This is a genomic window from Rhodococcus jostii RHA1 (assembly GCF_000014565.1).
GTDB classification, from domain to species: domain Bacteria; phylum Actinomycetota; class Actinomycetes; order Mycobacteriales; family Mycobacteriaceae; genus Rhodococcus_F; species Rhodococcus_F jostii_A.
On record NC_008268.1, the window covers coordinates 4,217,482 to 4,243,733 of the forward strand.

Sequence of the window (26,252 nt, forward strand, 5' to 3'; positions counted from 1 at the left end):
CCTGGATGGTAGGGAATTGTCGGCGAGAGGACCGGATCCGGAATGTGGAACAACTCTCAAGCACGGGGGCTGCGTAAGCGGTCGGCCCGTCAGCGGCACAACCCGCTACTCCGACGCTCGGACCGGATCGAGAACATGCTCACCCTCGCGGTCGTGGTGCTCGCGTTCGCGATGCTCCCCCTGGCCATCCTCGTGGGTGCCCGGACCATCGACAGTCAGCTGACGCTGGCGGAGAAGCAGGTCGCGGACTACCGCACCGTCTCGGCCACCACGCTCGCCGACTCCACCGGCGTGTCCGTCACCTCCGACGTCGCACCGTCGGGCGTCGACACCGCCCCCGCCGAGTGGACATGGGGCAACGAAACCCGCCACGCCGACATCACCGTCGACCCCGCCACGCCTTCGGGGACGAAGGAAGACATCTGGGTCAACGCCGACGGCAACCTCACCACCGAACCGATGTCGCCGTCCGCGGCACGAATCGCCGGCGTGATCGCCGGCCTGTTCACCTGGTTCGCGGTGATGATGATCGCGCTGTCCGGCTTCCTCGTCTGCCGCGCGTCCCTGAACCGCGCCCGCGACGCGCAGTGGGACCGCGACCTCCGCCAATTCCTGGATTCGACCACCCGGCACTGAACTCGCTCAGCTGATCGAGCCCCTGAACTCGACTGCCTGCTGCGCAGCCTGCGTGGTGACGGCGATGTCGGCGACCGGGTAGACGTGGAACTCGAAGAAAGGTCCGAATTTCGTCGGACCGTCCAAGATGTCGTTCGGGTCATCCGCCTCGACGAAGGCGAATCCCCCGGTTCCGTCCAGACGACCGAGGAAATGATGGAAGGTCGCCCCTTCCGCCGGCGTCCATCTCGCGAACACTTCCAGGCTCCGCCGCGCAGCTGCCTCGTTCTCGGCGGCGGAACCACCGTCACGCAGCGTCCAGGTAATCACGTATTTCATCGCACCCTCCCGAGGGTGTGCCGGGATCAGCTCGCAGGGATCGCGCCGAGCTGCTGAAAGAATCCGAGTGTGTCCCACACCTGCCAGGTCTCGGCGATCTTGCCGTCGGCCAGCCGATGGATCGAGATCGCATCCACTCGGATCTTGTTTCCGGTCGGCGGAATCCCGTTCACCTCACCGACGTGCGTTCCCGTGCCCGTCCAGCGCACGACGACGCGGTCGCCGGCCGAGAACATCTCCTCGATGGTCCAGTGCCCGTCCACCCCGTTCTGATAGACCGAGATCGCCGCAGCCATTCCCGCGGGACCCGGCCCACCCGGGACCTGGGGATCGTGCATCTCGTGGTCGCTGCTGAACAGCTCCTCCGCTATCTCGTTCTTCCGATCGTTGTTCATCTCCTCGTAGAATCGACGCACTACCGCTTCTTCCGCAGAACCCATGACAACCTCCGGCGCACTCGAGTGACACGGCCGTTCCGGTCGTACTTCGAGCATTCCACCGCTGGAAAGGGAACGGAATGGTGCTGAGCACGCCGAATGACCCGGGCAGTCGTCGAGCGGAGGGGTGATGGGCGCGGAGTCCCGACTACGTGATCTGGGGCTGGTGCTGCCCCGCGCCGTCCAGCTGCCGCCGGGGGTGGAGTTGCCGTTCAGCTGGGTACGCGTGCACGGCCGCAGGGTGCTGGTGTCCGGTCACGGGCCGCTCGCCGAGGACGGCACACCCGCCGGACCGTTCGGGTCCGTTCCCGCCGACGTGTCGGCCGCCGATGCCACGCACTCCGCCCGGCTCACCGCCCTCGCGGTGCTGGCGGGGGTTCGCCGCGCGGTGGGCGATCTCGACCTCATCGGTGCGTGGCTCACCGTCACGGGGTTCGTCAACGCCGAACCGGGCTACGACCAGACGACCGCGGTGCTCAACGGGTTCTCCGAGGTGGTGCTCGACGTATTCGGCCCGGATGTCGGCGACCACGCCCGGACGGCGATCGGGGTGGCCGCGCTGCCCCTGAATCTGCCCGTCGTCGTGGCCGCCGAACTCGAGCTCGCCTAGCCCAGTTGCGGAACGACCTCACTGGCGACCAGTTCCAGGTGGTCGAGGTCGCTGAGATCGAGGGTCTGCAGGTAGATCCGCTGCGACCCGGCCTCGGCGTAGCGGCCGATCTTGTCGACGAGCTCGGCGGGCGACCCGGCGAGTCCGTTCTCGCGCAGCTCGCTCACTTCGCGTCCGATGTTCATGGCGCGTGTCGCGATCTCCTCCTCGGTGCGCCCGCAGCACAGGACGAGCGCGTTGGAGTACACCAACCTGGTGGGGTCGCGATCGATCGACTTGCACGCGAGCCGGACCCGTTCGAACACGTCCCGCGTCTCGTCGACGGACTGGAACGGGACGTTGAACTCGTCCGCGTACTTCGCGGCCAGCGCTGGCGTCTTCTTCTTGCCGGTGCCGCCGATCAGGATGGGCGGACCCTGCGGCTGCCGCGGCTTCGGGAGTGCGGGCGAATCCTTGACGGTCAGGTGCGTCCCGTCGTAGGAGAAGGTCTCACCGAGCGGAGTGCGCCACAGCCCCGTGATGACGGCGAGGGTTTCCTCGAGCCGCTCGAACCGCTCCTTCAGCGGCGGGAACGGGATGCCGTACGCCTGGTGCTCCTCCTCGTACCAGCCGGCGCCGATGCCGAGGTCGACGCGGCCGCCGCTCATCTGATCGACCTGCGCCACCGAGATCGCGAGCGGTCCGGGATGCCGGAACGTCGCGGACGTGACGAGGGTGCCGAGGCGGATCGTGGACGTCTCACGGGCGAGACCCGCCAGCGTGATCCACGCATCGGTCGGTCCGGGAAGGCCCTCGGTGTTCATGGCCAGGTAGTGATCGGACCGGAAGAACGCGCCGTATCCGAAACGTTCGGCGGCCTGCGCCACCGCCAGAAGATCGTCGTAGGTGGCACCCTGCTGGGGTTCGGTAAAGATTCGCAACTCCATGTGAACCACTCTGCCCGATCCGTGATCGGTACGCTGATTTCATGGCCAAGATCCCACTGAACCTGCCGAAACCGCTGGCCGACAAGCTGCCCGACGCGTTCGGGGGCTCCGGCGCCGGCGTGGTGCCGGTGGTCCGGCTGCAGGGGATGATCGCGTCCGGCGGAGCGGGTTTCGGGCGCGTGCTGAGTGCGGAATCGGTCGAGGAACCGCTGCGCCGCGCGTTCACCACGCACGGTGCGAAAGCGGTGGCGCTGCTGATCAACAGTCCCGGCGGGTCGCCGACGCAGAGCGAATACATTGCCGCCCGCATCCGTCAGCTCGCCACCGAACACGAACTGCCCGTACTCGCGTTCTGCGAGGACGTCGTCGCGTCCGGCGGCTACTGGCTGGCCTGCGCGGCCGACGAGATCTACGCGACCGCCACGTCGGTGGTCGGCTCCGTCGGTGTCATCTCGGCGGGCTTCGGGTTCTCCGAACTGATCGACCGCCTGGGCATCGAACGGCGGCTGCACTCGGCCGGCGAGGCGAAGGCCCGCCTCGACCCGTTCTTCGCGGAGAAGTCCGAGGACGTGCAGTGGCTCGAACAGATCCAGGAAGGCATCCACGACGAGTTCCGCGACTGGGTGGTGGGCCGCCGGGGGAACAAGCTGAAGGCGGACGGGGCCGAGTTGTTCAACGGCGACGTCTGGCTGGGGCGCCGCGCCGTCGAGCTCGGCATCGTCGACGGAATCGGCACGCTGCGCGAGGTGGTGGAGAAGCGGTTCCCCGACGCGACCCTCGAGATGACCGGGCCGCGCCGCTCGTTGTTCGCGAAGCTCGGGCTGCCCGCCGCGAGCTGGGACGAGGTGGCTGCCGCGATCGTCGGTGCGGCCAGTGCCCGCGTCGCGTGGTCCCGGTACGGGCGGTAACTACTTCGGCACGACGACCCCGACCGGGCCTGCGCCGATGCACAGCGACAGGTCCGGGGTCAGGGTGCTCACCCGCACGCTCTGCCCGCCGCCGGTGAGCCGCACGAACACCGAATTCGGGCCGCGCTGCACCGGCACCCGCACCGGGCTGCCGACCTCCATCGCGACGGCGATCTCACCGTCCGCGGTGGCCATGTAGTTGAGCTGCGCAGTCCACTCCCAGCCGGTCAGCGGTCCGTCGAGGGGGAGGGACACGAAACTGCGCTGATCCACCAGGTTCCCGCAGTCGGGGACGGGTCCGGGCTCGATCGCGCGCACCCACGTGACCTGGGCGTCGACCACCGAACCCGCGTCGTCGATCATCCGGAGGTCGGGGGTGCTGTCGGAGAACGCGGGGCGGTCCCGCAGCGGAGCGAACACCCGGCTCACCAGATTGTTCGGGTATGCCACCGGCAACAGCACCCAGATGGACGCGGGCTGCTGGAGGATCGGCGCGTCGTCCCGTTCGGCGAGCGACGCACGCGCGGTCGCGAGGTAGGCCGTGGTCGGGTTCTCCTCCCAGCTGCGGGTGAACGTGTATGTCGACCACAGGCTGCTCGCGACGAACGCGACCACGGCGGTGACGGCCACCAGCGGCCGCACCCGGACGGGGTCGGCGCGTCGGCGGGGTGCACGGGCGATCACCGCGACGCCGATCGCGAGGATCACGGCGGTGTCCGTGAAGTAGCGCAGCGTCTGCGCGAGTTCGTAGGTGGTGTCCGCGCCCCAGCGGGTGACGACCATCGCCGTCACCGACAGCAGAAAGTACGCGGCCGTGAGGATCCACACCCAGCCGATGCGGCGCTTCAGCCGGACCGTCGCGACGACCGCCGCGACGAGGACCACCCAGCCGACCACCTCCAGCGCCGTCGACGGGGAGGCCCACGGGGGACTCGGAATCCACCGGTCCCACGTCCACGGCCCACCCACGAACGTGGGCAGCAACCCGAGCGACGTGCCGTGGTGGAACAGTTCGAACGCGCGCGACGCGCCCGCCCATTCCCACTGCGACGCGACGGTGGAGACATAGAACGCCGCCCAGACCGCCAGCACCGCCGCCGACGGGACCCAGAGGGCCGCACCTCGCCGCAGCGTCGACCGCACCGGCCGCTCCCGCTCGCCGACGTATGCGAGCAGCGCCACGGTCGCGAACGCGACGAACGGGACCAGGACCGACTTCTCGAAGAACAGCAGCGACGCGATCAGCACGAGCGTGCCCGACACCGCGTACCGCCGCCGCCCGGTGCGGCACAACTCGAGGGCGTCGCGCGCCACCCACGCCAGCGCGATCTGCAGCGGCAGTGCGTTGAGCGCCGCCGCCCACCAGGCGAAAGCCGGCACGGTCAGCGGAGAGAACAGATAGATCGCCAGCGGAACCAGCAGGACCGGACGCGGCCCGAGGATCGTGCGAAGCAGCCGGAAGACCGCATACGACGCCACCGCCTGCAGCGCGATCATCGTCAGCATCGGCAGGATCCACTCGTACGGCGCCAACCGCGTCGCGATACCCGCCACCAGGAAAGCGCCGGGCATGAGGTGACCGTCGTGGTCGTAGAGCAGGAGGTCGGCGGAGAGCAGGGGGAGGCTTCCGCCGCGCCCGGCGAGGATCAGATCGTCCCAGTAGAAGTCGCTGTTCGCGGCCACCCACGTCCGCACGAGAAGTTGCACCACGACGAGGGCGGCGGCCACCTGGAGGACACGGGCGGGCCCGAGGTGCCACCGCGATCCGACGTCGTCCGTCATCGTTTTCCGAGATTACAGATCAGGTGGAACCAAACCGCGCCGGGCTGCGTCAGATCAAGTGTCGGGGCATTTTCGCCCGGCACAGGTGGGGGAGACGACGGCCGGTCCGGAGTTCTCGGGTCGCTTCGCGGGCGATCCGAACTGGAGGGGTAATTCCGGGCCGAGCCGTCGGTCACCGAGTCCGATTGTTCACCGAGCTGCGATGTCAAATTCATCCACCGTTGTGGACCGTTCATCCGAAGCTGTCAACAATCCCGGATTCGCATGCGCTCTGACCTGTGTATGAGCACTACTCACACTGTCCATAACTGTGTATGAACCTGTGGAAACTGTGGATAACTCGGCATTTTCCGTGGTGCAGCTCACACATTCTCCCCAAAAAGGACGATTCGGTCGTGGGCTGCCCGCATTCGCGGGTCGTGACAGAATCGGCAATGTGAAGTGGGTGCGGAGGGGATGAGCGTCGTCGTTCAGGTGTGCGCGCGATGCGCGGCTCGGTGGCCGGTCCTCGGCTCCCCGGCGCAGTGGTGCCCCCGTTGCCACGGCGTGCTGCTCGCCCCCGTCCGCACCGACCAGCACCAGCCACCCGCGAGCCGGGGATTCCGCTGGATCGCGCGATCCCCGCTGCGGCGGAGTGGCCTCGCGGCCGAGCCGCCGGCGCCGAGCCCCACCCCGCACTACACCGAGATCCCCCGCTGGGGACTCCACGATCACGTCGAGACCGCCGCTACGCGGCGCGACTGGCCGGAACTGCTCGCCGGCAAGGCGGCCTTCTTCCTCACCCTGACCGCCGGTCTGTACGCGTTCGCCGTGATCGCCGAACTGGGCCGGTACGCCGTCCTCCTCCGCAACCGCACGCGGCTGATCGACCCCACCCTGCTCGCCGTGTCCGACATCGCGGTGTTCCTCGGCCAGGCCGGCGGGATGCTCCTCGCGCTGCTGTCGGGCATCGGCGGTGTGTGCTGGTTGCTGCGGATGCGTCGCCGCACGTTCGCCCGAGCCAAGACGTCCGACCCGCGCACCCCTACCGAGGTGATCGTCGGTTGCGCGGTGCCGGGCCTGAACCTGGTGATGCCGGGGGTATACCTGCTCGAGGTGATTCGCCGCGACCCCCGCGCCGTCCTACTGGTCCGAGCCTGGTGGAGCCTGTGGATTTTCGGGGCGGTGCTCGTCGTCTTCAACTGGTTCTGGCGGTCCAGGCCCGGACTGCAGGCCATGGCGGACGGTGTCCTGCTGGCCGCCTTCACGGCGCTGGTCGCCTCCGCGACGGCCGTACTCGCACTGATGGTGCTCCGACGACTCGAGGGCCGGACGCTGAAGGGGGCGAAGGAACCCGTCACCCGCTGGGTGATCGCCACCGACCCGCCGCCGCTGACGGACGCGGAGAAGTCCGCGGAGAAGACGTCCGAGGCCGGCGACCGGGAAGCCGTCGCATCGTGAGCCCCGACCGGCGCGGACCCCTGGTCGTGGCGCACCGCGGCGCCTCGGCGGCCATGCCGGAACACACCCTCGCGGCGTACGAGCTGGCGCTGGAAGAGGGCGCGGACGGACTCGAATGCGACGTGCGGCTCACCCGCGACGGCCACCTCGTGTGCGTCCACGACCGCACCGTCGACCGGACGTCCACCGGAACCGGCGTCGTCAGCGAGATGACCCTCGAGGAGCTCGCGGAGTTCAATTACGGCACCGAAGAGGAGCCCGCCGAACTCCTCGAGCTGAGTGCGCTGATCGCGCTCACCCTGGACTGGTCGGCGCGCCCAGTGAAACTCTTCATCGAAACCAAGCACCCCGTGCGTTTCGGCGGCCTCGTCGAGAGCAAGGTGCTCGCCGAACTGCAACGCTTCGGCATCGCCGCACCGCCGTCCGCCGACCACTCCCGCGCCGTGGTGATGTCGTTCTCCGCCGGAGCGGTGTGGCGGATCCGCCGGTCGGCGCCGATGCTCCCGACCGTCCTGCTCGGCGAATCCGCCCGGTACCTCGGCGGGGGAGCCGCGACCACCGTCGGCGCCACCGCGGTCGGTCCGTCGGTGAAGACGCTGCACGAACACCCGGACATGGTCGACAAGGCCGCCGCCGCAGGACGAGCCACCTACTGCTGGACCGTCGACAACCGCAGCGACGTCGAACTGTGCCGCGAACTCGGGGTCAGCTGGGTGGCCACCAACCACCCCGGCCGCACCAAGAAGTGGCTGGCGTCCTGACCGGACCGGCGTCGGCGTGTAGGTTTTGGCGTCGTGGCAAAGAAGAGCAAGAGAAACAGTGGTCCGAAGCCCGGTAGTGCCCGCGCCGAGAAGCTCGCGCAGCGGCAGGCGGAACGGGAGAGCGCCGCAGCGGCCGTGACCCGGCCGTTCGAAGGCCTCGCCGCCGAATGCGATCTGGTGGCGCTGCGCGAGTTCGTCCCGTCGGCGACCGCCCCGCTGCCCGTCAAGGATTCGTCCCGTCCGGTGACCCTCGCGACCGTGCTGCCCGGTGCCGTCGCGGCGCTGGTCCGCGACGAGGGCGACAGTGCAACCGGGTTCGTCGGTGTGCAGGTCCAGGCGCATTCCGCGGATCTCGGCGCCGATCTGGCCGCCTCCGTCGCCTGGGTCCGTGACGCCGCGGCCGGCGAATCGCTGACCTCCGCCAACCCCGGATCCGACACCCCGGCACTGGCCGACGTGATCGACGCGGACGCACCGCTCGACATCACCGTGCACCAGGATTTCAACTGGTGGATTCCCGAAGGCGTGGAGCCGGCCCCCGAGGTCGCGACCACCGTGCAGCACGCGAATGCGGCGATCATGCCGTCCGCGCGCGTCGAGGCCGAAGGTGTCGTCGCGGCGTGGTGGGTCGATGCGGGAGAGAAGGCGCACATCCGCTGGGTGCGCCCGGAGAACGAAGACGATCTGATGCTGGCTCTGGCGCGCGTGCACGCGACCGGCGGCCTGCACCTCGGTGAGGGTTCGCGCTACGCGGGGTCGTTCCGGACACACGGCCTGCTGGTCCCGGTGTTCGACCTGGACCGCGAAAAGCATGCGAACGAGTGGGCGGCCGCCACCGTCGAACTCGGTCAGCGACTGGCCGAAGCGCTCGCCGTCGACGCGCCGCTGACCACCGAGGAGCGTCGCGCCCGCGACGGACTGCGCGGCCGCCAGGTCACGTTGCGATAGGCCCTACGGGCCCGTGAGTGGTTGAGGAGTGCAGAGACTCGTCAACCCCTCACGGGCGGCGGAGCCGCCTAGATGGAACCACCGGCCGCGTGCGGTGCCCCGGACGTGTCTGCGGGGCCGCTCATCTCGCGCGCGACGAACTCCTCGAGATCGAACAGGTTGCTGCCCGCGCGGTCGGCGATGGTCAGCAGCGTCGTCATGCTCGCGACCTCCTCGACCTGCTCCTTGAGGAACCACTGCATGAACTGCTCGCCGAGGTAGTCGCCCTCCTCGCGGGCGGTGCTCGCCAGCTGCACGATCTGCTCGGTGACCGTCTGCTCCTGCGTCAGGGCGAGGGCGATCGGCTCGCGTGTGTTCTCGAACTGGCCCTTCGCCGCGTCGACACCCGACAGTTCCACGGAGATGTCGCGGTCGAGGAAGTACTGGACGATCATCATGGCGTGGTTGCGCTCTTCGACGGCCTGCTTGTAGAAGTGCTTGGCCAACTGCGGCAGGTCCGCATTGTCGAAATAGATGGCAGTCGCGATGTACTGATGTGACGCGTTGAATTCGTTGCGAATCTGGTCGTGGAGCAGAGCGTGGAATTTCGTCTTGTGCGCGTCAGCGGAAGTCATGAAATGGATAATATCGCTGGTCAGAGCGGGTGTCATCCAAGTTCAACCTAATTTTGGGAAGCGTTCCCAAACTAAAGTCAACCTAATTTCGGGACCATTCTGATGTCATTTTCCTAACCTGAGCTGGCGGCGGAGGCTCGACGGGAACGGGGCAAACCACGTCGGCGGGCGCCCGCCCGTGTATAAAATTCACAGCGTTCCGACGGTGCGGAGGGGCAGGCACATGTTGAGACGATTCGGTACGTGGCTCGCGTTGATCCTCGGTGCCCTTTTCCTGGGGGCGACCATTCCCGCCCCGGCGCAGGCCGAACCGTTGTATCCGTGGCCGGATCCCGACCCCTTCTATCTCGCTCCGCCCGACCTCGGGGTCCTTCGTCCCGGCGACGTCGTCCGGACGCGGCGGATCGACACCTGGATGTACGCGAACTCGGACGGGTGGCAGATCGCGTTCCGGTCGACGAACTCGACGGGGCATCCGATCCTGGCCGTCACGACGGTGCTGCTTCCCCGCGGTGTCGCGAATCCTCCGCTCGTGTCGTATCAGGCGATCGTGAATTCGCTCGGAACCAAGTGCGCCCCGTCGCGGTCGTTGTTCAATCTGGAACTGCAGGAGTCGCCAGGCCTGTATCTGGGTCTGCAACGCGGCTGGGCGGTCTCGGTGCCCGACCATCTCGGCCCGACCGGCGCGTACGGTGCCGCGAAACTCGGCGGCATGATCACCCTCGACAGCGTCCGGGCGGTGCAGCGGGTGGCCGAACTGGGGTTGTCGCACAGCCCGGTGGCGCTCGCCGGATATTCGGGTGGGGGAATGGCCAGTGCCTGGGCCGCCGCGCTGGCCCCGAGTTATGCGCCGGAGCTGAAACTCGACGCGGTGGTGGCGGGTGGGATTCCCGCGGACCTCGAACAGATGGCCCAGGGCCTGGGCTTCAATCCGCACCCGGGCTTCGGGCTCGCGTTCGCCGCCGCGATCGGCTTGGAACGCGAATACCCGGACCAGCTACCGATTTCGTCGCAGCTCAACGAGACCGGGCTGTGGCTGCGCGAGTGGATGTCGAACGAATGCCGCCGGTTCCTCCTGTTTCACGGCGCCTTCCGCAGCGCCGGACAGCTGGCGGCGTCGACCAGTCTCATGGCGAGTTCGGGTGCGCATCAGGTGTTGCGCGACAACAGTCTGCGGTATTTCGAGGGTGTCCCGACCGCGCCTCTCTACCTGTGGCACGGCACGCTCGACGGGCTGACACCGTTCGATTCGGTTGCCGAGACCGCGCACCGCTATTGCGCTGCAGGCGCCAGACTGACGTTCGTCCCGTACGAGATCTCCGAGCACATGACGACGGCAGTGGTGGGCTTTCCGGACGCGTACGAATACGTCGCCGCGCGGTTCCGCGGCGAACCGGCGCCCACCCGCTGCTGACCCGGAAGGGTCAGACGCCGCCGCCCGCCCTCTTCGGCGCGCCCGGACGGATCGGTGAGTTCCCGCTCATCTCGCGGGCGATGAAATCCTCGATGTCGAACAGGTTGTCGCCGGCACGCTCGACGATGGTGAGGAGCGTGTGCATGCTGGCGACCTCCTCGACCTGTTCTTCGAGGAACCACTGGATGAACCGCTCGCCGAGGTAGTCGCCCGTGTCGCGGGCCGTGCGGGCGAGCTTGGTGATCTGTTCCGTGACGGCGCGTTCCCGTTCCACCGCCAGAGCGACGGGGCCGCGCACCGAATCGAAATCGGTGACCACGTCGTCGATGCCGGGGACGGTCACGCGGAGATTGTTGTCGATCAGGTACTGGATCATCATCAGCGCGTGGCCGCGCTCCTCGGCGGCCTGCGAATAGAACCGGCGAGCCAGTTGCGGGAGATCGTGCGAGTCGAAATAGACGGCCACCGCGATGTACTGCTGGGATGCGGTGAACTCGTTGCGGATCTGCTGCTGCAGGAGGGCATGGAACTCGCTGGGTGCTTTCGGCGCCGACTGAGACATGGGTGTCAGTTTACGGGCGTCGGTCACGGTCCGGTGGTGACCAGTTCGGCCGGGACCTGACGATCATTCGCCAGCGCGTCGAAGAACTGGGACGCCCGCTCGTGATCCCAGAGCAGCACGTTCCCGGCACCGTCGACGTCCTCGAAACCGCCCACGGGGACGGTGGTGGTGACCATGTCGCCGCGTACCGCCCAGGCGAGTGCGGCGAGGTGCCAGATGTGGTCGCTCTCGTCGACACGCAGCGATGCGGCGGTGTCGGTGACGAGCGGCCAGACGCGGAACGGGTTGAGCCACGTCGCGGGACTGGTGGCCTTCGACATCAACGCCGCCATGAACATCCGCTGATGGTTCATCCGGTCGATGTCGGCGAGCGCCGTCGCGCGGCTGCGGACGAAGCCGAGGGCCTGCGCCCCCGACAGTTCCTGGCAGCCGGGCGCGAGGTTGATCCCCGCGAGCGGATCGTCGATGGCGGTGTCCAGGCACATGTCGACGCCGCCGATCGCGTCGACGATGCCGGCGAAACCACCGAACCCGATCTCGGCGTAGTGGTCGATGTGCAGACCGGACGCCTCCTCGACCGTCTGGGTCAGCAGTTGCGGACCACCGAACGCGAACGACGCGTTGATCTTGTCCTCGCCGTAGCCGGGGATCGACACGTACGAGTCGCGCGGGATGCTCACCATCGTCGCCGGGCCGCCGCCGCTGGGGACGTGCACCACGATGATGGTGTCGGTGCGGTCGGGGCCGCTGTTGCCGCCGGTCGACAACTCCTGTTCCTGCTCGGGGGTCAGCCCGGTGCGGCTGTCCGAACCGACGAGCAGCCAGTTCGTGCCGGGGGTGTCGTCGATCCGGCCGGGGTAGTCGGCCAGCGCGTCGATCCGGTTCAGCGAGCTGTCGAGGTAGTACGTCATGCCCGCGAGCGCCAGGACCAGCACCAGGAACAGGATGCCGATACGCCGGCCCCAGTTCCGCTTGCGCTTGGGACGTCGCTGCGCCGGGGGCTCCGGGGTCCGCGGCGGTGCGAGCGGAGGGGGTGGTGGTGGCGTGCGAGGGGGACGCCGGTCGGGCACCCGAGGCGGCGGTGGCGGCGCGTCGCGGAACGGCTGCGGCGTCTGGGTGGGCGCGTAGCCGCGCGGACCCTGCGGCGGCGCCGACCGGGACAACTGCGGTTCGGGGGCCTGCGACCACGCCTGCTGGGGCGGCGGCGGGGCGCCCCGACCGTCGCGGCGGATCACCTGGGTGCCCTCCGGCGGCGGCGCCGGGGGACCCTGCCGGGGAGCGGGGTGTCGCGGGCGGGGCGCAGGAGGTCCCTGTTGCGGGGGACCCTGCGGTGGCACCCGCCGCGTCTGCGGAGGAACCCGCTGGTCAGGTGGCGGCATTCGGCGGTTCGGGGGCGGCGGCACCTGCGGCCCGCCCTGCGTCCGCCGGGGCGGACGGGGCGGCAGCGGAGGGTAGGGGGCGTCGCCGGTCACCCGCACGACTTTACTGGTCCCACCGGATTACGGAATCCAGCCGACGTGCCCGCGCAGGGCGGCGTAGCCGACGAACGCGACCGAATCGATGGTGGCGTGGGCGATCACGAGAGGCCACAACCGTCCAGTCTTCTGCCAGTACCGGCCGAACACCAGACCCATGGCCACGTTGCCCAGCCCACCGCCGAAACCCTGGTAGAGGTGGTACGTCCCGCGGAGCACCGCCGACGCGAGCAGCGACGAATTCTCGCTCCACCCGAGTTGCCGCAGCCGGGTGACCAGATATGCGACGACGAGCACTTCCTCCGCGCCGGAGTTCGCGATCGCCCACAGGATCAGGGCCGGCAGCCGCCACCAGTGATCCCCGATCGTGCTGGGCACGACGGTGAGGTTGGCGCCGATCGCGCGGGCCAGCAGGTAGAAGCCGAGCCCGGGCAGACCGATCAGGGCAGCGAGCCCGACACCCTGCGTCGCGTCGGGACGCCAACGGGGTCGGCCGAGCCCGACGGCGCACGGCCCGAGGCCGCTGCGCCACAGGAGATACAGACCCAGCGCGCCCCAGGCGAGAAGTTTCACCACGCCGAGCAATTGCCGGGCGACGTCGATGATCTGGTTCTCCGCGCGGGAGACGTTGAGGGCGACGGCCTGATCGGCGAGGTTGCCCGGGGTCAGCAGCGATTCGGACAGCGACAGCAGTCCCGACAGTCCGCTCGTCCCGAACGTGACGAGCAGCACGATCGTGATCTCGATCCACAGGGCACGCCGCTCACTCCCGGTGGCCGGCGGAGCGGCCGGTTCGGGCGATGCGGGCCGTATCCAGGAGGCGAGCGTTGCACGCGAGATCACGCGGCACACGCTAGCGCGCGCCGAACCGGAATGCCGATCAGCCGCGCGCGCGGAGTCCGTTCACGAACGGGCACCCCACCAGCAGCCGGATCGCCCTGCTCAGCGCGACGGCGTCGTCGACCGGCGCGGAGAACGGCATCCAGATGTCGCGGTCGCCGTGATCGTTCTCGACGCGCAGTCGCAGTCCGTACCGGTCGATGCCCAGCGGGCGGACACGTCCGCGTCGCATGTGCGGCGGCAATTTGCGGGACAGCATGTCGATGAGGTCGCGGTGATCCTCGTCGAGGTGCTGGAGCCAGGCGGTTTCCATTTCCCAGAACGGGTCGGGCCGGGCGGCGAGCAGGTCGTCGAGGGCGACGGGTTCGGCGCCACTGGAATCGGCGACCACCGCCGACTCGAGGCGGAGTTGCAGCAGCGTCGCATCGTGCCCGATGTCGAGAAGTCCGGGGTGCGGGTATTCGGACGCCACCTCGTCGGCCAGCGTCCGGGTGTGTGCCTCGCAGAGCGCGTGGAGGTTGCCGCGCAGCCAGACGAGTGACCGCACGGGCTCACGCAGCGCGAGCGGTGAGTTGTCGGTCAGCTCGAGCACGGCGGGGATCCCGCCGCCACCGGCGAGCCAGGACAGCGTGGCGGCCGCCGATTCGGTGGGCACGGCGACCACGACGTCGCCGCTGGACCGCAGGTGGTGTACCGACGTGACGGTCGGTGCGCTGCCTTCGACGGCGAGTACCGCGTCCTGGGTCCGTGCGCACGAGCTACGCACACGCTCGGCGGTGGACGGACCGGTGGTCGTGACGGGCATGGAGCCTCCTTCAGGGTTCCGCGATACTGAGGTAACCCTAACCTAATGTGGGCGAGTCGGCGATGGCAAGACCCCGAGACGAATCCGGTCCACGAGGTGGGCATTACGGTGGGGAGGTGGCTATACCTCTCTCCCTCGGTGTCCCGCGCTCCCGCGAACCGCAGTCGTTGCTCACCGAACTTCTCAGCGGATCCCAGGACACCGGCCCGGCCGCAGGCGGCGCACTCGGACCGCGGGTCGTTCCGGCGTCCGCGCTGCTCGACGCCGCCGGGACCGACGCCGGCCGCATCATCGTGGGTCTCGACGTCGACCCCGCCGCTCTCCGCACCAGCGAGCAGGCCTCCTACGAGGCGGTCCGGTTCCACCTCGACTGCCCCGCGGACCAACTCGGCGACGCGGTCGCGCTCCGGCTGCCGTCTCCGCTCGCGGTGTTCGTCACCGCAGACGGCAGCGACGACCCCGGTCTCGCCGAGACGGCGCAGCAACTCGCGGACGCCGGCCGCATCCCGGGCCTCGCGAGCGGGCACGCCATCGGCGAGGTCGCCGACTTCCTGGCCGTCCTCGCGCACGCGGACGTCGGATACGTGGCCAGGGCCCGGGACACGGCCGAGGTGCTCGCGCTTCTGTCCGGGACGGTCGCGTCCCTGCGCGGCGACGACGTGCGGGCGGCGCTCGCGGCACCGGATCCGACGAGGCTCACCTCGCTGATCCCCGAGGCCGCGGAGGCCGTCCGCGAGGTCCTGCTGGGGGTCGAGGTACACGATCCGGCGCTCGTCGCCCGTGAGCTGGCGGACGCGGGTCTGCGGTAAACATTCACCGTCAATGCGCCGGTCCGTCAACGCTCGGTGCGTAATCTCGTAGGCGTGCCAAAGATCGCGTATTTCGGACCCTCGGGAACCTTCACGGAGATGGCGCTCGCCCAGCTCGAGGCCGCGGGTGCCTTCGACGGCCCGGTCGAGCGGGTCGCCGCGACCAGTCCGCCCGCCAGCCTGGCCAAGGTGCGCAACGGCGTCGTCGACGGTGCCGTCGTTCCCATCGAGAGCTCCGTCGAGGGGGCCGTGGTGCCCACCCTCGACTCGCTCGCGCTGGGCGACCGCCTGCAGATCGTGGCCGAGACCGAGCTCGACGTGGCGTTCACGATCCTCGGCAGGGCCGGCATCGAGCGGCTCGATCAGGTGCGCACCGTGCGGGCGTACCCGGTGGCGGCCGGTCAGGTGCGAATCTGGCTGGAGGAGAACTGCCCCGGCGCCGATCTGCAGACGGCGTCCTCCAACGCGGGCGCCGCCGAGGACGTTGCGAACGGCCTCGCCGACGCCGCCGTGTCCACCGCCCTCGCGGGCGAAAGGCTCGGGCTGCGCAGCCTCGCCGACGGGGTGGCGGACGAGAAGAGCGCCCGCACCCGGTTCGTTCTCGTCACCGCGCCGACCCAGGTGCCCGCACGCACCGGCGGCGACCGCACGTCGGCCGTGCTCGAACCCCACAACACCCCCGGCTCCCTCGTCGGTGTGCTCTCCGAGTTCGCTACCCGCGGAATCGATCTCATCCGGATCGAATCGCGCCCGGTGCGCACCACCCCCGGCTTGTACCGCTTCTTCGTCGACTGCATCGGGCACATCGACGACCCGCTCGTCGCCGAGGCGTTCCGTGCGCTGCACCGCAAGTCGCACGTGCGGTTCCTCGGGTCCTGGCCCGCGGCGAACCCCAGCGGCCCGCCGCCGCCGTCCGACGGAGACGCAGCGGACTGGATCGAACGAATCCGTCAGGGAGAGAGGGAATCGTGAGCGGCAAGCTGATCCTGGTCCGGCACGGGCAGACCGAGGCCAACGTCGAGCGCAGGCTCGACACCCGGCTGCCCGGTGCCCGGCTGACACCCGAAGGGCTCTCCCAGGCCGAACGGCTGGGCACCGACCTCGCCGCGAAGGCGACGACGGTCGCCCTCGTGTCCTCGCAGGCACTGCGCGCCCGGCAGACGGCGCGCTTCGTCGAACTCGCGTCGGGCATCGCCGTTCAGGTACGGGAGGGCCTGCACGAGGCCCAGGCCGGTGAACTCGAGGACCGCAGCGACGAGGAGTCGCACAAGCTGTTCATGAAGACGTTCCACCTGTGGCACACCGGCGAACTGGACGCCCGCGTCCCCGGCGGGGAATCCGCCCACGACATCCTCGAACGGTATGTCCCGGTCGTGGACTCCCTGCGTGAGCAATACCTCGACGACCCGGCGGAATCGGGAGACGTCGTGCTGGTCAGCCACGGCGCCGCCATCCGGCTCGTGGCAGCGCAACTCGCCGGGGTGCCCGGGCTGTTCGCCGCCAACAATCATCTGGCCAACACACAGTCGGTCGAGCTGACACCACTCGCGGGTGGCGGCTGGGAGTGCGTGCGCTGGGGAACCGTCGAGCCACCGTTCGAGCACCGGGTGATCCCCGGCGCCGACGACCCGATGGGGTGACGTCGTTGCGTGCACCCTGGGGTTGCGCGACGATGGAGGAAACCGTCCTCGAGGAGTGACGGCGGTGGATTGGTTCGTTGGCGATGACTATTCGCTCGGTCGGCTGCTCGTCACCGAGGGGCTAGCCGCGATCTATCTCGTCGCGTTCGTGGCTGCGAGAAACCAGTTCAGGCCGCTCGTCGGCAGCAACGGGATGCTGCCGATCCCGAACTTTCTCCGCGCCGTCACGTTCGGACGTTCACCGAGCATCTTCCATTTCCACTACTCGGACCGATTCTTCGAGGCGGTCTGCTGGACCGGCGCCGGACTGTCCCTCGCCGCGCTGCTCGGTCTGACACAGGTCATTCCGCTCGCGGCGTGCATGTTCGTGTGGTTCGCCCTGTGGGTGCTGTACCTCTCGATCGTCAACGTCTCCCAGATCTGGTACAGCTTCGGCTGGGAGTCGTTGCTGCTCGAGGCGGGTTTCCTCGCGATCTTCCTGGGCAATGCCTCGGTCGGTCCGCCGATTCTCGTGCTGCTCGTGCTGAGGTGGTTGCTGTTCCGCCTCGAATTCGGCGCCGGGCTGATCAAGATGCGCGGCGACCGATGCTGGAAGGACCTCACTTGCCTGTACTACCACCACGAAACCCAGCCGATGCCCGGGCCGTTCAGCTGGTATTTCCACCGGCTGCCGAAACCGCTGCACAAGGTGGAGGTGCTCGGCAACCACTTCGCCCAGTTGGTGGTGCCGTTCGGGCTGTTCGCACCGCAACCGGTCGCTGCCGTGGCCGCGACGATCATGATCGTCACCCAGCTGTGGCTGGTGGCGAGCGGTAACTTCTCGTGGCTGAACTGGACGACCATCGTGCTGGGACTGTCCGTCATCCCGGACAGCGTGTACGAGAAGGTGCTGCCCGTCGACGTCCCGGCCGCCGGCGACTCGGCGCCGATGCCCTTCGTCGCGGCGGTGATCGCGGTGACGGCGCTCGTCGTCGTGTTGAGCTACTGGCCGATTCGCAACTTGATCTCCCACGGGCAGCGCATGAATGCGTCGTTCAACAAGTGGCATTTCGTCAACACGTACGGCGCGTTCGGCAGCATCACCCGGGTGCGTTACGAGGTGATCGTGGAGGGCACGTCGGACGCACATGCGAGTGTGCGTTCCGAGTGGAAGGAGTACGAGTTCAAGGGGAAACCGGGAGACGTTCGCCGGCGGCCGCGCCAGTTCGCGCCGTATCACCTTCGGCTCGACTGGTTGTTCTGGTTCACGGCGATCTCGCCCGGCTACGCCGAACCGTGGTTCCGGGGTTTCGTCGAGCGGCTGCTGCGGAACGATCGCGACACTCTGAAGCTGTTGCAGTACAACCCGTTCCCGGAGGAGCCGCCGAAACACGTGCGTGCGCGCATGTACCGGTACGAGTTCACCACCTGGAAGGAGCGCCGCGAGACCGGCGCATGGTGGAAGCGGCAACCGGTGTAGGTCGGCGGAGCCGGTCGGTCAGCGACTCCAGCGCCTGCCGCAGGCGCTGCGGGGTGCCGGGGCTGAGCGACGACCACGCCACCCCGTGCGCGGAAACACTGGACGTGCCGACGATGCGTCCCGCCGACGTGTCGAAGACCGTGACGGGCCCACCCACGGGATCGTATCGTCCGTCGCCGTAGACGATTCCGACGATCTCGGCGTAGGTGGTGCAGGCTGCCATCCCGTTGCCGAGGACGGTCGCGTCGGCCGCCGTCACCCCGAGTGCGGTGAGGGCGGCGGCGAGCGACTTGCCGTCCCCGCCGTGATCGAAGACTTCGCCGAGCTGGACCGTGGGTGCGTTGACGACGCCGACGTTCATCGGGTCCGCGGCCCCCAGTGCTCCGATGACGGGGGCGAAGATGTCGGCGCCCGCATCCTGGACGACGTACGTGTCACCGGCGCGCAGGGCCAGCACCGAGAGGGTCTCGCCCCGGGAGATGCACAGCCTCGAGATGCTGCCGTCGACGTACCAGCGCAGGGCGATCTCCCACAGCGGTCGGGCGAGAACCCGGAGGCGGTCGACGAGTTCGGGGTGAACCCCGCCGCCCGGGAGCAGATCCCGGGCGGCGAGGGTGTCGACGGCGCCGCGGAACGCTGCGTCCCTGGCGTCGTACGTGTCGTACCGCGGGATGGCGTCGAGCACCACCGTCAGCACGTCGAGTGCGAGCGTGTCGACGAGATAATCCATTTCGTCGAGGCTCAGGGTCACCGCCGGGAGGGTCGGTACGCCCGGCTGGGTGCCCAGATCGATCACCGTCCGGACTCCCGGTGGTCGGGGTTCGCGCCGATGACCGACGGAATGACGGTGCGCCCGTCGGAGAAGTGCTCGAAGTTCTTCAGGTAGTCGGGGGTCTCCCGCTCGTCCTCGTCCTGTGAACCCGCCCCCGCCGCGCCGCGCCCGACCGTCATCGGTCCGCTACCGGTGGTGCCGCGCGCCGCCGCAGCCGGGTTCACTTCGGCGCGAACGTCTCCGATCACCCCGCCGGGTGCCGTTGCCGGTGCGCCGGGCCGCGCGCCCTGGCCGCCGTCCGTCTTGCCCCAGCCTTCGGGCAGGGTCGCCCCGCCTGCGGCGCCGGCGCCGATCGCACCGACCGAGGTGCGGGCTGCCGCAGCGCTGGTCGAGGCGGAGCCGCCGCCGTACGCGCCACCGGACATCATCGGCGCGCCGCCCACCATCGGCGTGACGCCGCCACCGGTGACCGCGGACAGCGCCGCGCCACCGATGTTGCTCGCCGCCGACGTGGCGGTGGAGACCGTGGTGCCCGCGATGCTGCCGACCTGCGACGCGGCCGTGGTGACGGCCGGGTTCTGGCCGGCGGCCATCATGGCGGCAGCCGCGGCACGGGTCGGATCGAATTCACCGTCGGACGGGATTTCGTCGAACGTCCCGACCTCCTTCGAATCGGCCTTCGTGACGATCCGAGGGGGCTGCCTGTACGTGCGCTCGAGCGCCAGGATGTTCGACGCGGCCTCGTAACCCTCCATCACGAGACCGGCGCGAATGTCCATCGCGCGGTCCGCGGCTTCCGCGGCCGCGGCGGTGCCGTTGAGCGCCCCACCCGTCGAATACGCGGTGGCCTTCGCGGTCTTCACGGCGACGATCTCGGGGATGCTGGGCATGATGAGCGCGGCAGTGGTGTAGGCGCCCGCTTCGAGCCCCGCCTTCGCTGCGGTGTCCGCGGCGAGCTCGGCGCATTCGGCGGTCCACACCGTGAACGGCGTGATCTTCGCGAGCGCCGCGGCCGCCGAGACACCCTGCCAGCCGGCCGCGAGTTCGGCCATCACGCGGACCAGTGTGAGGTTGGCGTCGACGAAGCTCGTGGACAGCGCCGTCCACGCCGCGCTCGCCACGCTCAGCGGCACCGGGCCCGCGCCTGCGGCGAGGGTGGTCGAGTTGACGGTCGCCCCTCGGGGCAACCAGATGACACCTGTCAGTCCCATGGTCATGCTTGATCTCCTAGTGGTCTCGAGGCGCCGGCCGTCACATGCCCGCAGCGAGGGACGCGCCGAGCGCGAGGTCCTCGGCGACATACAGCGCGGCCTGGGTGCGGAGCGTGTTCGCGGTCTCGCGCATCTCGAGAATGCCCTGGGCGACAGCGGGAGTGAACGTGTTGGCCACGGTGTCGAAGTAACCGGCCGCGTGCAGAGACACCTCTTCGCTCCCGGAGGGGAGCACGCGGATGGCCGCGGAGTTGAGAGCGACCGCGGTCTCGAGACGCGCGGCGAGCGCGTCGAGTTCCACGGCGGCGGCGACAAGAGCTTCAGGTGCGACGTGCAGAGCTGGCATGGCGTCGAACTCCTTCTTGACCTAGGCAGGCGGAAGGCAGTTGCCCCCCGGCAAACGAACTGCATGTGCAGCTGTCCCTACACACTTGGACGCTGCAACGCGCTCTTCGTTTCCCCCCGATCCCGAGAATTTCTTCTCGGGAAAACCGTTCATCCCCAGCCGAGCTCGTGCAAGCGATCTTCTTCTATCCCGAAGTAGTGCGCAACCTCGTGTATCACGGTGACGGCCACCTCGTGGACGACTTCCTCCTCCGAACTGCAGATTTCGAGGAGGGCGTCGCGATAGACGGTAATCGTATCGGGCAGCGATCCGCCGTAATGGCTGTCCCGTTCCGTCAGCGCGATCCCGTGGTAGAGGCCCAGAAGATAGGGGTCCTCGTCGTTGCGGTCGTCGACGAGGACGACGACATTGTCGATCGCGGCCGCGAGCTGGGGTGGGATCAGATCGAGTGCGTCGCCCACCAATTCCTCGAATCGGTCGGGCGTCATGCTCACCGCCACATCAGTTCCCGGGGACCGGAGCTGCGCCGGGAAGCGGCGTCGGCATCGACCTGCCCTCCGGAACCGGCGGCGGCGGCACGGGCGCCGCGCCGTTGATGAGGATCTCGCCCTTCGCCGAACCGGTGATGGTCGAGAAGCCGCCGGCGTCGGTCTCCTTGCCCACCGAGCAGTTCACCCGCCTGCTGCCCGCGAGCCAGCTGTCGAGTTCCAGGTTGTCCCAGAACAGCGTGAGCGTCTTGTTCCGCAACGCGTCGGCGGAACCGAGGTACTCGTTGGCGGCCTGCGTGCACACACCCTCGAGGTACTTGTCCTGGTCTTCGACGGTCGGCATCGACGAGGGGAACTGGGTGGCCAGGTCGACGACGGAGATGACCTCGAAGGCGTGCGGTTGCGCGCAGCCGACGGGATCGGTGGGCACGTTCTGGTTGATGCCGATGCAGGTGCCCGGATCCCAGATGTTGGATTGGTCCTGCTCGGCCACCTTGCCGGCGAACGGCAGCAACGTCCCTGCGGTGCTGGAGAATTGGAGGCCGCACCGCAGTGTGCGCTCGCCCGCCGCCCAACCGGACTCGCTGGGGAACATGAGACCCACGCTGAACTTGCCGTACGGATCGAACTTCGCGCCGAGGTAGGTATCGACGGCGGGCACACAGTGTTCGTCGCGCAGCGCGGCGAACCGCAGCGCACCCGGGTAACGCGAACCCGGACCGAACTCGGCACCCGGATACACACTGAGATCCAGCGGCGCCGCCACCTCGAACCGGTGTTCCTCCGAGCAGTCGACCTTCGCGACGTCCTTCCGGTCTTCCTGCGGATCGTTCGACGGCGTCCAGTCGAGGCAGTCGCCTGCCGCCGCCGAAGCGAACGCGTCGCCCTCCACCGAACCCGTCGCCTGCGGTCCGGCACCGGTCGAGTGCGCGGGGAGGTTCTCGCTGCGGTTGAAACCGCCGGCGATCGCGAACGTCGCGATCGCCGCCACCACGGCACCTGCCGCGACGGCCGCGAGCGCGCGACGCGTCGTGGTCGCGGACATGCTGCGGGGCGCCTTCTCCGGTTGCCCGGCATTCTTCGGCTGGGGTTCGGCGCCGTTCGACTGATCTGAGGACATCGATTTCCATAATGCCTGTTCCGATCGTGGAAGCAGAACAACTCCCGCAATCGGCTCGAACCTGGCGTAACTTCGACGACCATGAGTGACGATCCTCAGCAGTCCGCCGAGCCGGTGGATCCTGAACTGCAAGAGCTCGCCGGGCGCGTGTTCGACACGGCACGATCCGGTGACGCCGTGTCCTTGGCCACGTACCTCGACGCGGGCGTCCCGGTGAACCTGGCCAATCAGAACGGCGACACCCTGGTGATGCTGGCCGCCTACCACGGTCACGCCGAGACCGTTCAGGTCCTGATCGACCGCGGCGCCGACGTCGACCGCCTCAACGACAAGGGGCAATCTCCGCTGGCAGGGGCGCTGTTCAAGGGTGAGGACGCCGTTGTGCGGACCCTCGTCGCCGGTGGCGCCGACGCCACGGCCGGCCACCCGACCGCCGTCGACGCCGCCCGCATGTTCGGCCGCGAGGACCTTCTGAGCCTGCTCGAACCGAAACCGGAGTGAGCCGCTCAGCGGCGCCCGGTAGGGTTTGAAGCCGTGATTGACCTGAAGTTCCTCCGCGAGAACCCCGACGCCGTCCGCGAGTCGCAGCGCACCCGTGGCGAAGATCCCGCCCTGGTCGACGCATTGCTCGAGGCCGACGCGTCCCGGCGCGCCGCCGTTCTCGCCGGCGACAACCTGCGTGCCGAGCAGAAGGCGTTCGGCAAGAAGGTCGGGCAGGCGTCCCCGGAGGAACGTCCGGCGCTGCTCGAGGGCTCCAAGGAACTAGCGGCCAAGGTCAAGCAGGCCGAGGCCGAGCAGCACGAGGCGCAGGCCGCGCTCGACGCCGCGCACCGGGCGATCTCCAACGTCGTCCAGGAGGGCGCACCCGCGGGCGGCGAGGACGACTTCGTCACCCTCGAGACGGTCGGCGACATTCCCGCGTTCGACTTCGAACCCAAGGACCACCTCGAGCTGGGTGAGTCGCTGGGGCTGATCGACATGGAGCGCGGCGCGAAGGTTTCCGGCGCCCGCTTCTACTTCCTCACCGGCTTCGGCGCGATGTTGCAGCTGGGAATGTTGCAGCTGGCCGCGCAGAAGGCGATGGCCAACGGCTTCCAGATGATGATCCCACCGGTGCTGGTACGGCCGGAGATCATGGCGGGAACCGGGTTCCTCGGCGCCCACGCGGACGAGGTCTACCACCTCGCCGACGACGACCTGTACCTCGTCGGCACGTCCGAGGTCCCGCTCGCCGGGTACCACTCGGGCGAGATCCTCGACCTCGCCGACGGCCCCAAGCGGTACGCAGGCTGGTCGACGTGCTTCCGCCGCGAGGCCGGCAGCTACGGCAAGGACACCCGCGGCATCATCCGGGTCCACCAGTTCGACAAGGTGGAGATGTTCACGTACTGCAAGCCCGAGGACGCCGACGCCGAGCACCAGCGACTGCTCGCGTGGGAGCGCGAGATGCTCGCCGCCATCGACGTGCCCTACCGGGTGATCGACGTGGCCGGCGGCGACCTGGGGTCGTCGGCGGCCCGCAAATTCGACTGCGAGGCCTGGGTGCCCACGCAGCAGGCGTACCGCGAGCTCACCTCGACGTCCAACTGCACGACGTTCCAGGCGCGTCGTCTCGGTGTCCGGTACCGCGACGAGAACGGGAAGCCGCAGACGGCCGCGACCCTCAACGGCACCCTCGCCACCACCCGGTGGATCGTCGCCATCCTGGAGAACCACCAGCAGTCCGACGGCACCGTCCGGGTGCCCGAGGCACTCGTGCCGTTCGTGGGGACGGATGTCCTGAAGCCATAAAAGCAGGCCCAGGGTTTTGGGAAGGCTACCCTTGCGCGAATTCCGAAATGATGTAACCCTTACCTAATCGAGTCGGTAAGGAGCTCCACATGTTCGTGTGCATCTGCAAGGCAGTGACGGAAGACGAAGTGCACGAGCACTGCGCCGCCGGAGCTGACAGTGCCGATGCCATCGGGGAGCGTTGCGGCGCCGGATGGGGATGCGGGACCTGCGTCGATCGGTTGAAGGAGATTCTGGAGCGGTCGGCCGCGAACAGCGTGGCCGCGTGACGCTACCGCAGCACAACTGAATCCCGCGATCTTCGACATCGCGGTTACTGCCGGTGGTACGTTCGCCTCAACCAGGGCGAACGGAGAAGTCATGCGCGGCGACGACGAAGTAATTGCTCTTCTCAACGAGCAGTTGACCAGTGAGCTGACTGCGATCAACCAGTACTTCCTGCACTCCAAGATGCAAGCCAACTGGGGCTTCACCAAACTGGCCGACAAGACTCGGGCCGAGTCCATCGAGGAGATGAACCACGCCGAGATCCTCACCGACCGGATCCTTTTCCTCGAGGCGCTTCCGAATTATCAGAAGCTGCTGCCGCTGCGGATCGGGCAGGACCTGCGCGAGCAGTTCCATTCCGACCTCGCCATCGAAGTCGAGGTCGTCGAGCGACTGCGTCCGGGAATCCAGATGTGCCGCGACAAGGGCGATGCCACGTCGGCGAAACTGCTCGAGACGATCCTCAAGGAAGAAGAGGATCACATCGACTACCTGGAGACTCAGATCGAATTGATGGACAAGATGGGCGACCAGCTCTACATGGCCCAGCTCGTCGATCAGCCGCCGACCGTCGGATAGGTCGAAAACGGGGTGACACCCCCGGCGCGGAGTGCGAAACTGGGCGCGTGAGATATCCCGCCGCCCAGCCTTGACCCAGTTCGCAGCGTTCTCTCGCCGTCCGCGTGGTCGGCTACGTGTCCACGCGCGACCTCATCCCGCTCTACGGTCTGTACGACCTATTCTTCGCCGACCACGGACTGAGTGTCGGTCAGATCTCGTCCGTGTTCGTCATCTGGTCGGTTGTGTCCTTCGTCGCGGAGGTGCCGTCCGGCGCGTGGGCCGACACCGTGTCTCGACGTGGCCTCCTCGTGTTCGCGTCCGTGCTGTACACGGCCGGATTCACCGTGTGGATCCTCGAGCCGTCGTACGCGGGATTCGCCGCCGGATTCATGTTGTGGGGCATCAGCGGCGCCATCCAGTCGGGCACGTTCGAGGCGCTGCTGTACGACGAACTCGTGGCGCGCGGCGCTGCCGGTGACTTCGCGAAGTTGCTCGGCTACGCCTACTCCGGCGCCATGGTGTGCAACCTTCTCGCGACGCTGACGGCGGCGCCGCTCTACATCATCGGCGGATATCCGCTGGTCGGGTGGGTCAGCGTCGGCGCGACCGTGGTCCACGGAAGCTTCGCCCTGCTGCTGCCCGCGGCACCCAGGGTCGAGGAGGCGGACGAGACTCTCGAAGCCGCGGACGAACGACGGGGACTCGCGGCCCGGTACGCCACGATGCTTCGGGCCGGCCTCGGCGAGGTGACCCGCGAGGCGGTGGTCCGGCGCGGAGTGCTGCTGTCGGCGGTGCTGATCGCGTTCCTGGCGTTCGACGAATACTTCGGGCTGCTCGCGCGCGACGGCGGGACATCGACGGCGTCCGTTCCGCTGCTCGTCGCGATCACGGTGAGCGGTCAGGTCGTCGGCACAGCCCTCGCCGGACGCACGGCGACGATGCGTGCCCTCACGATGGGGCGGGCCGTCGCCCTCGCCGCGATCCTGCTCGGCGGGGGAGCGCTGCTCAGCGGTGTCCCCGGATTCCTCGCACTCGGCGTCGGCTACGGCATCCTCGGCAACGCGATGATCGTGTCGGAAGCGCGCGTGCAGGATGCGATCACCGGTCCCGCACGCGCCACCGTCACATCGGTGGCCGGATTGCTCGGTGAGGTGGCCGCGGTGCTGATCTACGCGGGCATCGCCGTCGGATCACTGTGGCTGTCGGTCACGACGCTCGTCGCGGCACTCGCCGTTCCGGTGCTGCTGTCGGCGGTCCTGGTGCGTCGGTGGCTGCCGCCCGTCCGAGCCGACGCCCCCTCTGCCGGGTGAAC

Annotated in this window: 30 protein-coding genes; 16 read left to right on the forward strand and 14 right to left on the reverse strand. The window is 68.6% G+C overall.

The features are described from left to right. Positions 1-42 precede the first annotated feature (42 nt). Positions 43-636: an Rv1733c family protein gene (locus RHA1_RS19505; protein WP_011596533.1), complete on the forward strand. Its 594-nt coding sequence runs from the start codon at positions 43-45 to the stop codon at positions 634-636. Positions 637-642: 6 nt separating this feature from the next. Here the strand turns inward: RHA1_RS19505 and RHA1_RS19510 are convergent, their stop codons facing one another. Beyond that, positions 643-954 carry a DUF3303 domain-containing protein gene (locus RHA1_RS19510; protein WP_005562556.1) on the reverse strand — a complete coding sequence of 104 codons (312 nt, stop codon included), beginning with the start codon at positions 952-954 and terminating at the stop codon, positions 643-645. 26 nt (positions 955-980) lie between these two features. After that, positions 981-1,394, reverse strand: coding sequence for an ester cyclase (locus tag RHA1_RS19515; protein WP_011596534.1), 414 nt, complete (start codon positions 1,392-1,394; stop codon positions 981-983). A 127-nt stretch (positions 1,395-1,521) separates the two neighbouring features. On the opposite strand from RHA1_RS19515, the gene RHA1_RS19520 reads away from it, so the two are divergent. Beyond that, the gene (locus tag RHA1_RS19520) at positions 1,522-2,001 is read left to right on the forward strand and encodes a RidA family protein (RefSeq protein WP_009477094.1); all 480 of its coding nucleotides are present in this window, start codon (positions 1,522-1,524) and stop codon (positions 1,999-2,001) included. Here RHA1_RS19520 and RHA1_RS19525 read toward each other — a convergent pair. After that, positions 1,998-2,927, reverse strand: a complete 930-nt coding sequence (locus RHA1_RS19525) for an LLM class F420-dependent oxidoreductase (RefSeq protein ID WP_011596535.1) — start codon at positions 2,925-2,927, stop codon at positions 1,998-2,000. The two genes, RHA1_RS19520 and RHA1_RS19525, sit on opposite strands and share 4 nt — an antisense overlap. A 41-nt stretch (positions 2,928-2,968) precedes the next feature. On the opposite strand from RHA1_RS19525, the gene RHA1_RS19530 reads away from it, so the two are divergent. Beyond that, positions 2,969-3,835, forward strand: coding sequence for a S49 family peptidase (locus tag RHA1_RS19530; protein ID WP_011596536.1), 867 nt, complete (start codon positions 2,969-2,971; stop codon positions 3,833-3,835). Here RHA1_RS19530 and RHA1_RS19535 read toward each other — a convergent pair whose 3' ends face one another. After that, entirely contained in the window at positions 3,836-5,617 is a 1,782-nt protein-coding gene (locus RHA1_RS19535) for a hypothetical protein (protein ID WP_011596537.1), read from the reverse strand. It lies immediately after the preceding gene. 456 nt (positions 5,618-6,073) lie between these two features. Here RHA1_RS19535 and RHA1_RS19540 point away from each other — a divergent pair, with 456 nt between their 5' ends. Genes RHA1_RS19540 through RHA1_RS19550 form a run of 3 tightly spaced genes read left to right on the forward strand, consistent with a single transcriptional unit; the run spans position 6,074 to position 8,766 of the window. After that, on the forward strand, positions 6,074-7,057 hold the full coding sequence (locus RHA1_RS19540; RefSeq protein ID WP_011596539.1) for a DUF4328 domain-containing protein: 984 nt from the start codon (positions 6,074-6,076) through the stop codon (positions 7,055-7,057). Beyond that, complete coding sequence (locus RHA1_RS19545) at positions 7,054-7,818, forward strand: glycerophosphodiester phosphodiesterase (protein ID WP_009477100.1); 765 nt, start codon at positions 7,054-7,056, stop codon at positions 7,816-7,818. Before RHA1_RS19540 ends, RHA1_RS19545 begins: the two co-directional genes overlap by 4 nt. Positions 7,819-7,851: 33 nt before the next feature. Continuing rightward, on the forward strand, positions 7,852-8,766 hold the full coding sequence (locus RHA1_RS19550; RefSeq protein ID WP_011596540.1) for a DUF5926 family protein: 915 nt from the start codon (positions 7,852-7,854) through the stop codon (positions 8,764-8,766). 68 nt (positions 8,767-8,834) lie between these two features. Here the strand turns inward: RHA1_RS19550 and RHA1_RS19555 are convergent, their stop codons facing one another. Beyond that, entirely contained in the window at positions 8,835-9,380 is a 546-nt protein-coding gene (locus tag RHA1_RS19555) for a ferritin (RefSeq protein WP_029539686.1), read from the reverse strand. A 223-nt stretch (positions 9,381-9,603) separates the two neighbouring features. Here RHA1_RS19555 and RHA1_RS19560 point away from each other — a divergent pair, with 223 nt between their 5' ends. Beyond that, positions 9,604-10,794 (forward strand): lipase family protein, encoded by a 1,191-nt coding sequence (locus RHA1_RS19560; RefSeq protein WP_009477103.1) that lies wholly within the window; start codon positions 9,604-9,606, stop codon positions 10,792-10,794. Positions 10,795-10,804: 10 nt separating this feature from the next. Here RHA1_RS19560 and RHA1_RS19565 read toward each other — a convergent pair whose 3' ends face one another. The 4 genes from RHA1_RS19565 to RHA1_RS19585 all read right to left on the reverse strand — a co-directional run bounded on the left by RHA1_RS19565 (position 10,805) and on the right by RHA1_RS19585 (position 14,476). Next, positions 10,805-11,356, reverse strand: coding sequence for a ferritin (locus RHA1_RS19565; protein ID WP_029539687.1), 552 nt, complete (start codon positions 11,354-11,356; stop codon positions 10,805-10,807). 23 nt (positions 11,357-11,379) lie between these two features. Further along, a complete protein-coding gene (locus RHA1_RS19570) occupies positions 11,380-12,591 on the reverse strand; it encodes an LCP family protein (RefSeq protein WP_011596542.1) in 1,212 nt (403 codons plus the stop codon). Positions 12,592-12,855: 264 nt separating this feature from the next. Further along, entirely contained in the window at positions 12,856-13,674 is an 819-nt protein-coding gene (locus RHA1_RS19580; protein WP_050787335.1) for a CPBP family intramembrane glutamic endopeptidase, read from the reverse strand. Between the two features lie 37 nt (positions 13,675-13,711). Continuing rightward, positions 13,712-14,476: a DUF2470 domain-containing protein gene (locus RHA1_RS19585; RefSeq protein WP_011596544.1), complete on the reverse strand. Its 765-nt coding sequence runs from the start codon at positions 14,474-14,476 to the stop codon at positions 13,712-13,714. Between the two features lie 116 nt (positions 14,477-14,592). Here RHA1_RS19585 and RHA1_RS19590 point away from each other — a divergent pair, with 116 nt between their 5' ends. From RHA1_RS19590 to RHA1_RS19605, 4 genes are read left to right on the forward strand one after another with little or no spacing between them, the layout of a single operon-like run. Continuing rightward, positions 14,593-15,285, forward strand: coding sequence for a hypothetical protein (locus RHA1_RS19590; protein ID WP_011596545.1), 693 nt, complete (start codon positions 14,593-14,595; stop codon positions 15,283-15,285). A 54-nt stretch (positions 15,286-15,339) separates the two neighbouring features. Further along, positions 15,340-16,257, forward strand: coding sequence for a prephenate dehydratase (gene pheA, locus RHA1_RS19595; protein WP_050787336.1), 918 nt, complete (start codon positions 15,340-15,342; stop codon positions 16,255-16,257). Then, the gene (locus RHA1_RS19600) at positions 16,254-16,925 is read left to right on the forward strand and encodes a histidine phosphatase family protein (RefSeq protein WP_009477110.1); all 672 of its coding nucleotides are present in this window, start codon (positions 16,254-16,256) and stop codon (positions 16,923-16,925) included. The genes pheA and RHA1_RS19600 overlap by 4 nt, the downstream gene beginning before the upstream one ends. Positions 16,926-16,980: 55 nt before the next feature. Then, the gene (locus RHA1_RS19605; RefSeq protein ID WP_011596547.1) at positions 16,981-18,384 is read left to right on the forward strand and encodes a lipase maturation factor family protein; all 1,404 of its coding nucleotides are present in this window, start codon (positions 16,981-16,983) and stop codon (positions 18,382-18,384) included. On the opposite strand, the gene RHA1_RS19610 is transcribed toward RHA1_RS19605, so the two are convergent. From RHA1_RS19610 to RHA1_RS19630, 5 genes are all read right to left on the reverse strand, one after another. Beyond that, positions 18,326-19,180: an ESX secretion-associated protein EspG gene (locus RHA1_RS19610; RefSeq protein WP_011596548.1), complete on the reverse strand. Its 855-nt coding sequence runs from the start codon at positions 19,178-19,180 to the stop codon at positions 18,326-18,328. The genes RHA1_RS19605 and RHA1_RS19610 overlap by 59 nt on opposite strands. After that, positions 19,177-20,373 (reverse strand): PPE family protein, encoded by a 1,197-nt coding sequence (locus RHA1_RS19615; RefSeq protein WP_041811743.1) that lies wholly within the window; start codon positions 20,371-20,373, stop codon positions 19,177-19,179. Before RHA1_RS19615 ends, RHA1_RS19610 begins: the two co-directional genes overlap by 4 nt. A gap of 34 nt (positions 20,374-20,407) precedes the next feature. Next, complete coding sequence (locus RHA1_RS19620; RefSeq protein WP_005260458.1) at positions 20,408-20,713, reverse strand: PE family protein; 306 nt, start codon at positions 20,711-20,713, stop codon at positions 20,408-20,410. A gap of 149 nt (positions 20,714-20,862) precedes the next feature. Beyond that, positions 20,863-21,213 carry a metallopeptidase family protein gene (locus tag RHA1_RS19625; protein WP_009477115.1) on the reverse strand — a complete coding sequence of 117 codons (351 nt, stop codon included), beginning with the start codon at positions 21,211-21,213 and terminating at the stop codon, positions 20,863-20,865. 1 nt (position 21,214) lies between these two features. Further along, a complete protein-coding gene (locus tag RHA1_RS19630; protein WP_011596550.1) occupies positions 21,215-22,321 on the reverse strand; it encodes a septum formation family protein in 1,107 nt (368 codons plus the stop codon). An 81-nt stretch (positions 22,322-22,402) separates the two neighbouring features. Between RHA1_RS19630 and RHA1_RS19635 the strand changes: the two genes are divergently transcribed. The 5 genes from RHA1_RS19635 (at position 22,403) to RHA1_RS19655 (ending at position 26,250) form a co-directional block, all read left to right on the forward strand. Then, complete coding sequence (locus tag RHA1_RS19635; protein ID WP_009477117.1) at positions 22,403-22,822, forward strand: ankyrin repeat domain-containing protein; 420 nt, start codon at positions 22,403-22,405, stop codon at positions 22,820-22,822. A gap of 33 nt (positions 22,823-22,855) precedes the next feature. Beyond that, the gene (serS, locus tag RHA1_RS19640; protein ID WP_009477118.1) at positions 22,856-24,112 is read left to right on the forward strand and encodes a serine--tRNA ligase; all 1,257 of its coding nucleotides are present in this window, start codon (positions 22,856-22,858) and stop codon (positions 24,110-24,112) included. Positions 24,113-24,201: 89 nt separating this feature from the next. Then, entirely contained in the window at positions 24,202-24,381 is a 180-nt protein-coding gene (locus RHA1_RS19645) for a (2Fe-2S)-binding protein (protein WP_009477119.1), read from the forward strand. 91 nt (positions 24,382-24,472) lie between these two features. Then, positions 24,473-24,958, forward strand: coding sequence for a bacterioferritin (gene bfr, locus RHA1_RS19650; protein WP_009477120.1), 486 nt, complete (start codon positions 24,473-24,475; stop codon positions 24,956-24,958). A gap of 104 nt (positions 24,959-25,062) precedes the next feature. Further along, positions 25,063-26,250, forward strand: a complete 1,188-nt coding sequence (locus RHA1_RS19655) for an MFS transporter (protein WP_011596551.1) — start codon at positions 25,063-25,065, stop codon at positions 26,248-26,250. Positions 26,251-26,252 lie beyond the last annotated feature (2 nt).

Coding starts and splice junctions, on each gene's coding strand:
- RHA1_RS19585 (WP_011596544.1), bottom strand. CDS start 14,476: ATGCCCGTCACGACCACCGGTCCGTCCACCGCCGAGCGTGTGCGTAGC.
- RHA1_RS19530 (WP_011596536.1), top strand. CDS start 2,969: ATGGCCAAGATCCCACTGAACCTGCCGAAACCGCTGGCCGACAAGCTG.
- RHA1_RS19615 (WP_041811743.1), bottom strand. CDS start 20,373: ATGACCATGGGACTGACAGGTGTCATCTGGTTGCCCCGAGGGGCGACC.
- RHA1_RS19630 (WP_011596550.1), bottom strand. CDS start 22,321: ATGTCCTCAGATCAGTCGAACGGCGCCGAACCCCAGCCGAAGAATGCC.
- RHA1_RS19505 (WP_011596533.1), top strand. CDS start 43: ATGTGGAACAACTCTCAAGCACGGGGGCTGCGTAAGCGGTCGGCCCGT.
- RHA1_RS19520 (WP_009477094.1), top strand. CDS start 1,522: ATGGGCGCGGAGTCCCGACTACGTGATCTGGGGCTGGTGCTGCCCCGC.
- RHA1_RS19515 (WP_011596534.1), bottom strand. CDS start 1,394: ATGGGTTCTGCGGAAGAAGCGGTAGTGCGTCGATTCTACGAGGAGATG.
- RHA1_RS19540 (WP_011596539.1), top strand. CDS start 6,074: ATGAGCGTCGTCGTTCAGGTGTGCGCGCGATGCGCGGCTCGGTGGCCG.
- RHA1_RS19560 (WP_009477103.1), top strand. CDS start 9,604: ATGTTGAGACGATTCGGTACGTGGCTCGCGTTGATCCTCGGTGCCCTT.
- RHA1_RS19535 (WP_011596537.1), bottom strand. CDS start 5,617: ATGACGGACGACGTCGGATCGCGGTGGCACCTCGGGCCCGCCCGTGTC.
- RHA1_RS19645 (WP_009477119.1), top strand. CDS start 24,202: ATGTTCGTGTGCATCTGCAAGGCAGTGACGGAAGACGAAGTGCACGAG.
- bfr (WP_009477120.1), top strand. CDS start 24,473: ATGCGCGGCGACGACGAAGTAATTGCTCTTCTCAACGAGCAGTTGACC.
- RHA1_RS19565 (WP_029539687.1), bottom strand. CDS start 11,356: ATGTCTCAGTCGGCGCCGAAAGCACCCAGCGAGTTCCATGCCCTCCTG.
- RHA1_RS19555 (WP_029539686.1), bottom strand. CDS start 9,380: ATGACTTCCGCTGACGCGCACAAGACGAAATTCCACGCTCTGCTCCAC.
- RHA1_RS19510 (WP_005562556.1), bottom strand. CDS start 954: ATGAAATACGTGATTACCTGGACGCTGCGTGACGGTGGTTCCGCCGCC.
- RHA1_RS19620 (WP_005260458.1), bottom strand. CDS start 20,713: ATGCCAGCTCTGCACGTCGCACCTGAAGCTCTTGTCGCCGCCGCCGTG.
- RHA1_RS19635 (WP_009477117.1), top strand. CDS start 22,403: ATGAGTGACGATCCTCAGCAGTCCGCCGAGCCGGTGGATCCTGAACTG.
- RHA1_RS19525 (WP_011596535.1), bottom strand. CDS start 2,927: ATGGAGTTGCGAATCTTTACCGAACCCCAGCAGGGTGCCACCTACGAC.